At 39.5% G+C, this 9,713-nt stretch carries 5 protein-coding genes; 2 read left to right on the top strand and 3 right to left on the bottom strand.

Annotated features, from left to right (window positions below):
- Positions 1 to 183: 183 nt before the first annotated feature.
- Complete coding sequence (locus IKK64_03155; protein ID MBR4119060.1) at positions 184 to 756, top strand: adenylate kinase; 573 nt, start codon at positions 184 to 186, stop codon at positions 754 to 756.
- Positions 757 to 777: 21 nt separating this feature from the next.
- On the top strand, positions 778 to 1,926 hold the full coding sequence (gene obgE / locus IKK64_03160; protein MBR4119061.1) for a GTPase ObgE: 1,149 nt from the start codon (positions 778 to 780) through the stop codon (positions 1,924 to 1,926).
- Between the two features lie 243 nt (positions 1,927 to 2,169).
- Here obgE and IKK64_03165 read toward each other — a convergent pair whose 3' ends face one another.
- The 3 genes from IKK64_03165 to IKK64_03175 all read right to left on the bottom strand — a co-directional run.
- Complete coding sequence (locus IKK64_03165) at positions 2,170 to 5,913, bottom strand: T9SS type A sorting domain-containing protein (protein MBR4119062.1); 3,744 nt, start codon at positions 5,911 to 5,913, stop codon at positions 2,170 to 2,172.
- A gap of 273 nt (positions 5,914 to 6,186) precedes the next feature.
- The gene (locus tag IKK64_03170) at positions 6,187 to 6,480 is read right to left on the bottom strand and encodes a hypothetical protein (protein MBR4119063.1); all 294 of its coding nucleotides are present in this window, start codon (positions 6,478 to 6,480) and stop codon (positions 6,187 to 6,189) included.
- 73 nt (positions 6,481 to 6,553) lie between these two features.
- On the bottom strand, positions 6,554 to 9,713 hold a 3,160-nt coding region (locus IKK64_03175; GenBank protein ID MBR4119064.1), incomplete at its 5' end, for a leucine-rich repeat domain-containing protein.

Raw genomic sequence — 9,713 nt, forward strand, 5'->3', positions numbered from 1 at the left:
TAAAAATAATTTGATATTAAATAAATTTGGTTGTATCGCATCATTAATGTATCTTCGCAGTTACATTGCGGTAGTAGGCGTTTTTATACCAACTCCAATGTTTTTTATACATTTTTTTTTTGCATTTCAAGATTAATAAAGTTTAGGAATTATATTTGAAAAACACTATACAAGATGGAAAAGATGCTTAACGTTGTAATCTTTGGAGCACCCGGTTCAGGAAAAGGTACTCAAAGCGAGAATTTAATAGAGAAGTATGGTCTTGCTCATATCTCAACAGGAGAGGTTTTAAGAGCAGAGATTAAGGCTGGTACTGAACTTGGCAAAGTTGCTGACAGTTTTATTTCAAAAGGCCAACTACTCCCCGATGAACTAATAATTGACATTCTTGCTGACACTCTTGACAAGATAGAGAAAACAAAAGGAGTTATTTTTGATGGTTTCCCAAGAACTATTCCACAAGCAGAGGCATTGAAAAAGATGTTGGCTGAACGCAATATGGAGATTTCAATAGTTATTGGCTTGGAAGTTGCCGAAGAGGAGCTTATTGACCGCCTTCTAAAACGCGGACAAGCAAGCGGTCGCAGCGATGACAATATCGATACTATCAAAAGTCGCTTAGAGGTTTACAACAACCAAACAAATCCTTTGAAAGAGTTCTATATCAAAGAGAAACTTTACGCTGGTATCAAAGGCGAAGGTACCATTGATGGTATATTTGCCGATATTAAAAAGGCTATTGCCTTATTAGATTAATTAAATAAGAGATATTGATTTATGGCGGAATCGAATTTTGTAGATTACGTTAAGATATATTGTCGTTCAGGGCGAGGTGGTGCCGGTTCTACACACCTTCGCCGAGAGAAATTTGTTGCCAAAGGCGGACCTGATGGAGGTGACGGTGGACGTGGAGGACACATTATACTACGTGCCAATCGCAACTATTGGACACTACTTCACCTAAAATACTCACGCCACGTGTTTGCAGGAAACGGCGAGAGTGGCAGCAAGGCTCGCAGTTTTGGAAAAGACGGAGAGGATAAGGTTATTGAAGTACCTTGCGGAACAGTAGTATTTGATGCAGACACAGGTAAATATATTTGCGAAGTTACCGACGACGGAGAGGAGAAGATACTCCTCAAAGGAGGCAGAGGTGGATTAGGCAACTGGCACTTTAGAACTGCCACCAACCAAACCCCACGCTTTGCACAACCCGGAGAAGATGCTCAAGAACTTACCATAATTCTTGAACTTAAACTTCTTGCAGATGTTGGTTTGGTTGGCTTCCCCAATGCAGGTAAATCAACCCTGCTGAGTGCAGTATCTGCCGCAAAGCCTAAAATTGCCGACTATCCATTTACCACACTTGAACCAAACTTGGGTATTGTTTCGTGCAGCGATAACCGTTCATTTATAATGGCAGATATTCCGGGTATAATTGAGGGAGCCGGAGAGGGCAAAGGATTAGGATTGAGGTTTTTGCGACACATTGAACGTAACTCACTCCTACTCTTTATGATTCCTGCCGATGCAAAAGATATTGCTAAAGAGTACGAAATCCTGCTTAAAGAGTTAGAGACATTCAACCCCGAACTTTTGGATAAAGGCAAAGTTATCGCTGTTACCAAATGCGATATGCTGGATGACGAACTCACCGAAGCAATTAAGGCAGAACTTCCCAAAGATGTTCCTTCGGTTATGATTTCATCGGTTACAGGGCAGAACATAAATGAACTTAAAAATATTCTGTGGGATATTCTCAACAGCGAAGAGAACCGCATAACAACCATTACGCACCGCAACCTCGATGTTAATCGCAAACGTAACGAAGAGGATGATTACGATTTGGAACTCGACCAATTCACATCAGATGATGATGAGGAAGAGGTTGACGGTTTCTATTACGAAGAGGATTGGGATGAGTAGTTGGTAGTTTTCAACTTCGTTGCCCCTGTGGGGTAGTTGTTAGTTTTCGGCTATAAGTTATTATATTAACCCAATTAGACTAATTAGTCGTATAAGATAAATGGAGTTGCACTTCAAGTGTACAACTCCATTTTTATGTATCAAAACAACAAAGGTTGCAACCTACGCTACAACCTTTGCTATCTATTAATATTAGTTTCTAACAACTAAGGTGCGAAGCACCGTACAACTAAAAACTAACAACTATCTCTTTGCCACTTTCATAACTTTTAACAGTCCGTTCTCTCCCTTAACCTTGATAAAGTAAATTCCACTTATACCTTCAACAGGAATTTGATATATCTCTCCTGCCGAAGCATATAGAACAATTGTATTGAGTAAACGTCCTGAATAATCATATATCTCAACGGTATAGTCTCCTTCTTCTACAAAGTTAGCATATACCTCATTATCAAATGGATTTGGAAATGCCTGCATCTCTTCAAGAGTAACATCATCCTCTATACCTGTTCCAACAATGGTTACCACCTCTATTGTTTTGGTATCAGAACCCCATCCATTAGATAGTGTTAATGTTGCGGTATATGTTCCTGCTTCAGAATATAGGACTGTTGCACTTCCTGCTTCACTATCCCCTTCTGTTGATATGACTGATGCTTGTTTTAAGGTCCATGACGGCAATGTTTTAATCTTATAGTTTGTACCTGAGATAAAAGGAACTCCAACTATAAAAGAGATTGATTGAGACAAATATTCATTTCCTTCCGAAGAGGGCACAGAAGGATCATATAATTTAGCAATCAAACTTGTATTACCACCTGTGCTAATCAAACAGTTTTCACTGTTACTATCTGTTTCAAAGTCCCAATAACCAATAAAGTTCTCATCAGTTACAGGCAACAAGTGATGTTGCATTGTACTCTTAATCTCTTCTGCAGTAAGAGCCTTGTTATATAAGCGAACCTCATCTATAACTCCATCTAATCCCGCACGACCGAAAGCACGTCCTCCAATCATTATTATATTTGATGATTTCCATGAAATGATTCCATAATCTCCTAATTGGCAAGAACAATGCAACTTACCATTGAGATATATCTCTAATGTACGATTGTCGTCAGTATATCCATAAACAAAAGCAACATGATACCAAACTCCCTCATCAAAAGATATATCTTCCAGCATCTCTATTTTCATCCCTGCTGATGAATTAGATCTAAACGATGCCGAAAATTTATTCTCATGATCAAATAAACTCCAAAAATAGCCCCAGTCAGACTCCGGCCATATAGAGGCTGCCGAACGAATATTTACAAACTGAGTTCCATCCTCTTCATGATTAAATTGATTTACCTTAAACCAAAACGATAATGAAAATTTTGATTGATCATCAAAATCAAGTTGTTCTGTTGGAATTCCAAATGCTTTCTCTCTGAGTGCCATACCGCGTGATACATATCCGTCGGCATCTGCTCGACCTGTATAGGAGTATGTAACCTCTTCTTCAACTTCAATCCACTCTTTATCGTTTGCCCCTCTCATTGTCAAAGTCTTGATTTCGGGCATTGCTCCAACTGCGGCGGGTGAAATTTGTATTTTACCTCGATACACCTCTGTTGTTCCATTCTGAATTAGATATAGGTCATATATACCCTCTTCGCTTAATGAAGTTGTAAATGATTTTGCGTTGAATGTTCCTTTTTCTTCATCGTTCTCAGAAGCTTTGATTACCCATATTGCTGCCGGGTGAGTTGGATCATCAAATGCAACCCTAAACTCTTCTCCCGCTTTAATGATTGGTTTGTCTATTGAGAATCCTTCAACTGTTTGGTTAGCAGGTACGCTCATATATGAGCCCCAACTAATTGAGCTCTCTCTATTACCATCAAGAGATACTGCACTTACTCCTATACGAATTTTACCTCCTTTTTCAAGATCGTATGGTGCTCCTACCACGTATGCCGCCCAAGATGTTGTTGCTGTGCATAATACAGGTTCACAACCCTCTTGTTGAGTGTAGATTTTATAGAACCAAGTATTAACATCAGTATTGTAGATTGATTGATATGATTGACGTCCTGATGAGTTTTTATCGTGAGCTGTCATATCAAATACAACTTTTACGTCAACACCCTTGTAGTTACGAGCCATTGCTTTTGAACTTACAATAAAAGGTATTCCGGGAGTTATTGATGTTCCACGAGTTATAGAGATCTCTCCTATTAATACCTTAAAGTCAAATGATGTATCTTCAAATTTCAGACCAAGAAGAGCAAGAGTCTCACCATTTAATTTAATACCATTACGGTCAGCAACTTTAATCTCTTTAACTTTCCACTCATCTTCTGCTTTTGCATTTGATACTATTGTTCCTGCAATCTCTGTTGTAGGTGCAGATTCAGTTGATGTGGTTAATGCTATTGTTCCCGAACCTGAAACAACTTTGTAACGAATTGTGAATACATCGTTATTCACCAAAGGATATTTTGTTTTGAACAGTTGCAGATATGCTCCGGTTGTTGCTCCTGTAATTTGCAAACATGAACCACCAAACCATGCATCGTCCCATGTGAACTCTGCTACCATATCGGTTGAAGCATCTGTGGCATTTTTACCCATAAAGGTTTTTGTCCACCACCAACGCCACGAAGGCAGGTAATCTTGCATTCCAAGGTTGTACCACTCTTGATTGAAGGTTGTTACGCCCTCCTCTTTGAAGAACATTCCGTTACCCAAGTTGAAGTATGTAACAAAGGGGTCTCCTGCCAATGTTCCATCGCCATATTGAGGAGTCATAGTACTACGAGCAGTAATAAAACTTGAGAATCCATGAAAGTCGGTTGCTGTTGATGTATGACGTAAAATATCTGTAATAGCAGGAGTGTTTACCGGGTTATACGATGAACCTGTAAATGAGTTCTCTGAAATCAATTGATATGTTTTCTGTCTCTGTTTTGGCGACGATCCTAACTCTCTACAACTCTCATAAATCATATTCATATTGAGAGCACCCCAAAAACCAACTGAAATATTGTAGTTTTGCAAAGCTCTCCATGATGCTGTTGAACGTCCTTGATAGTCCATACCTGCATACACATCAAAACTTGAACGACCATGACTTTCGGCTGTTTGTTGAGAAGTATTTAATTGAGAAGCGTACCAATTATAATTCAAGAAATAAGCATCTGATACTTTTTTCCCATTATAGTGGAACCACTCTACACAACCGTTGCTTAATAAACTAAAGTCTCCATAACTTCCATTATTTGCGGTAAATGAATACCATGCATTATTGAAAGGTACTCCGTAAGATGCTGCATTTGTGTAACAGTTACCCATCATTTCCTTAAAAGCAGTAGTATTCAAATTACGCCAACTAAACTCAGAATTAAAACCTATACAATCAACTCCATAGTAACGAAGATATTTCAACAACTTATCATATCCTCCTGTTACAAGGGCATTTATATTTGAGCCATGACCTCCGTCGTTCGGAGAAGGAGCTGCTCCATAAGGAACTGCTGCTGTAACACCTGAATGCACTCCATTTTTATGGCAAGCATCAAGAAATGCGGCAGGGGCTTGAATCATAGGAGTTGTCCAACTATTATAAATATCTGTATAACTCCACATAGAGAAAACCTCACCTCCAAAGTAATACGCAGGAATAGCATTCCAATTCTCTTCTGTTGTACCTATGGGACACCACCACAATAGTTTTCTTTCAGGATTAAGACTCTCTTTTACTTGAGTTCCTGTAAACACAAAACGCTCACGAGGTTTTACACGAGAGATAAAGAATTGCTCGTTTTCTGCTGCTTCACTATCTCCGCTATAAAGAGCTGTACCCGGAGACCAGTTTTCATATGCAGTATACCAAGAAGTTGAACCTCCTATCTTCACATATTGGTCATGAGTTGGGACTATTTGTGCAGATGCAAAACCGCATACTATAACTAATAGCAAAAGTAGATTTATCTTTCTCATAGGCTCAAAAGTTAAAAGGTTTATATTCTAATATATCGCTTTAAAAATATAATTTTATTTTATTTTCCACAAATATATTGTTAATATTTTATATTACAACGATTATTTACGGTATGCATGTAATTTATCTATGAATGTATGAAATAGAGCATACAAACAAAAAAGAGGCTATGTCAAAACGACACAGCCTCTTTGCTATCTATTAATATTAGTTTCTAACAACTAAGGTGCGAAGCACCGTACAACTAAAAACTAACAACTGATAGCTGATAGCTACTTTTTCTTCTTTATCAAACGCCATGTATAAATGCCTCCTAAGCCTAATAAACCTAATATGCTCTCTACGATAGGAACTCCGGGATTTTGTGTTGCTCCGGGACTTGATGGAGTTGCACTTCCCGGAAATCCTTTGGTTAGTTTTGTTGGCGCCGGCTCTGCCGGGGTGAATACGCCTACTACATCTTTTGCTGCATCAATGCTCCTTCTTATGCTTCGCTCTATTATATTTTGAGAACTTACTGCAGTGGCTGATATTAGCAATATTAATATTATTACTTGCTTTTTCATCGTTTATTTTGTTTTTATTTTTTGTCTATTTCCTGCTCCCTCTCTTATTATCGAGAGGGGGCGGGGTGAGGTTCTATTTAACTGCTTTTATTGTCTCTGTGCCTACTTTTATTATTATTACTCCGCTGGCTGCAGTTGGTATGGTTGTTATACCTTCTTCTGCCATAGCTTGGGTTATTAGCATTCCGTTGGCGGTGTAGAGGGTTATCTCTGCTCCTTCGGTGGTACCATATAGTTTTACCTCATCGTTTGTTACTACGGCTTTTATTGAGCCGGTTATCTCAGTTTGCCCTATACTTGTCATATCTGTCATGTTGAGACTGAAGCGGTTTTTATATGTACCTGCGGCGCTTTCAAAGTTGTAACTGTCGCCTAAGCTCATCTGGGTTACGGTGCCTGTGTGGTTATCGGTAAGAGTTACTTCTGTTCCGTCTGGCACGCTGGTGAGGGTTAGGGTTTGTTCTCCTGCTTTTACTGCTTTATAGCCTATGGCTATTGTGCTTGCCTCTTCGGGTTGTTCGCTTACTGCCATCTCCACGCCGTCATTTATGATATAGAGTTGCGATAAGTTACCGTTGGGCGATGCCATATAGAGGGCGTCTTCGTTGCGTTGGTAGCCTTCGGTTGCTTCGGGGTTGATGATGATTGTGGCATCATCATCGCCGTTTATGTTAAGGCTGAGGGTGCCTTCTACAGTATCTTCTGCACTCTTCATAGCTTTGGGACGGGTACCGAATATCATACTCATAAAGTCTTGGGCGCTTTGTACAAACCAGGCACTAAAGGGTTTGATTGTGGCTGCCATACTTGAGCTGTACTCGGTGTAGCTGTCGCTCTCTGTGTTATAGAGATAGAGTGAGTAGCCGCTCTCTTTGGCTTGGTTGCTTAGGGTTGGGTTACCGAGGAAGTTCCAATCGGCATCCATTCCTTTGTTTACACTGCTCTCGTGGCGTTTTAGGGTTAACTCTTTCTCCTCACTATCCATTGCAAAGTCGTTTCCGCTGAAGCTTACTTCTTGTACATCGCCGTCATAACGTGAGTTGATGGCTATGGCAAAGCCTTGGTTAGCCGGTATAATACCGCTGCTGATCGCTTTCCATGCGTTGGCGGTTTCGCCTTCTATACTGTGTTCGGCTCGGAAGGCGCCGTCATAGTATTGTAATAGTATGTTTACGCCTATTTCGGCGGGTACGCCTTCAACAGTGATATCGCTGATATTTACGTCAAAGGGGAGTGAGAGCATATCCCAGATGCCGCCTTTTACGTTGCGGACTACTTCTATTTTCTTACTTACTACCTCTCCGCCTATGCTTATTTGTATTTGGGGTGAGTTACCCTCTTTATCTACATTGATGGTGATGTTCTCGGCTTTGAAGATATAGGTATTGATATCCAAGATTACATCTTTGTTTTCTTCAGGGGCTATCTCTACATTGCCTAAGTTCTCATCTTTATTTGTTACCTCATCCTCAATAACTTCCTTATCTTTAAGTTCTTCAAAGTTTGCAACAAACTCGCTATTGGCTGTTATAGTTGCTTGGTATGGGTTATCGGTTGATACTACCTCACCACCTAATGTCCAGTTTGTAAATTTATATCCATCTTTTGGGGTTGCAGTTAGGGTAACAGTTGCACCCTCTTCAACCTCTGTTTCTGAGGCTATGGCTGATCCCATACTCTCATCTGAGGATGATACGCTAATGGTGTATATCTCTTTTATCTCTACAAAATTGATAAATTCACTCCAATACTCTGCCGATTGATATGAACTTAACGAACCTTTAGGAATATATACTGGTATTGTCTTTGGTACATAATCGAATGCTTGTGAATCTATTGTAGGAGCTACTGGGTTTAATGAATATATCTCGGTTAACCCTGTACAATCACGGAAAGCATCATCTCCTATACTTGTAACACTCTCTGGGATTGTTACACTCGTTAACCCTGTACAACCATCGAAAGCATAATTTCCAATACTTGTAACTCCCTCGGGGATAGAGTATGAGGTTCTACTATTACCTATAGGATATTGAATTAATTTTGTTTTATCTTTATTAAACAAAACTCCTTCTTCTGAACTATAATTTGTATTATTCTCTGCTACCTCTATCTCGGTTAAACCGTAACACTCAAAGAAAGCATAATCTCCTATTGCGGTAACACTATTAGGGATTGTTACACTCGTTAAACCTGTACAATAGAGGAAAGCATAACTTCCAATACTTGTAACACTCTCGGGGATTGTTACACTCGTTAAACCGTAACAATTATCGAAAGCCCAGTCTCCTATTGTGGTAACTCCCTCGGGGATTACAACACTGGTTAACCCTGAACAACTACGGAAAGCACGATCTTCTATTGTGGTAACACTATTAGGGATTGTTACACTCGTTAAACCTGAACAATACTCGAAAGCATAACTTCCAATACTTGTAACTCCCTCGGGTATCGTTACACTCGTTAAACCTGTACAATCCCAGAAAGCAGAACTTCCAATACTTGTAACTCCCTCGGGGATTACAACACTGGTTAACCCTGAACAACCGCGGAAAGCAGAATTTCCTATTGTGGTAACACCCTCGGGGATAGAGTATGAGATTCTACTATTACCTATAGGATATTGAATTAATTTTGTTTTATCTTTATTAAACAAAACTCCTTCTTCTGAACTATAATTTGTATTATTCTCTGCGACCTCTATCCCTGTTAATCCTGAACAACTACGGAAAGCATAACTTCCTATACTTGTAACACTCTCGGGGATTGTTACACTCGTTAAACCTGAACAAAAGCGGAAAGCATATTCTCCTATACTTGTAACTCCCTCGGAGATTGTTACACTCGTTAACCCGTCACAACCCTCGAAAGCCCAGTCTCCTATTGTGGTAACTCCCTCGGGGATCGTTACACTCGTTAAACCTGTACAATAATAGAAAGCATAACTTCCAATACTTGTAACACTCTCGGGGATTGTTACACTCGTTAAACCGTCACATTTATAGAAAGCATCATCTCCTATTGCGGTAACGCTATAAGTATTTCCACTATACTCAACTGTTGAGGGGATATTTACCTCTCCGCTATACTCTCCAGAGTATTCAGAGTAACTACTTCCCTTATATGTTACCTCTGCTGTGTTGTATGAGGTTATATTATACCAAATTGTAACTCCATCACTATTTACTGCTTCAAACTTTCCACTTGTTGGTAATGCTTCAAAGTTTGCAACA

This window comes from Bacteroidales bacterium, assembly GCA_017521245.1.
Taxonomy (GTDB): Bacteria; Bacteroidota; Bacteroidia; order Bacteroidales; family G3-4614; genus Caccoplasma_A.

Coding starts and splice junctions, on each gene's coding strand:
- IKK64_03155 (MBR4119060.1), top strand. CDS start 184: ATGCTTAACGTTGTAATCTTTGGAGCACCCGGTTCAGGAAAAGGTACT.
- IKK64_03165 (MBR4119062.1), bottom strand. CDS start 5,913: ATGAGAAAGATAAATCTACTTTTGCTATTAGTTATAGTATGCGGTTTT.
- IKK64_03170 (MBR4119063.1), bottom strand. CDS start 6,480: ATGAAAAAGCAAGTAATAATATTAATATTGCTAATATCAGCCACTGCA.
- obgE (MBR4119061.1), top strand. CDS start 778: ATGGCGGAATCGAATTTTGTAGATTACGTTAAGATATATTGTCGTTCA.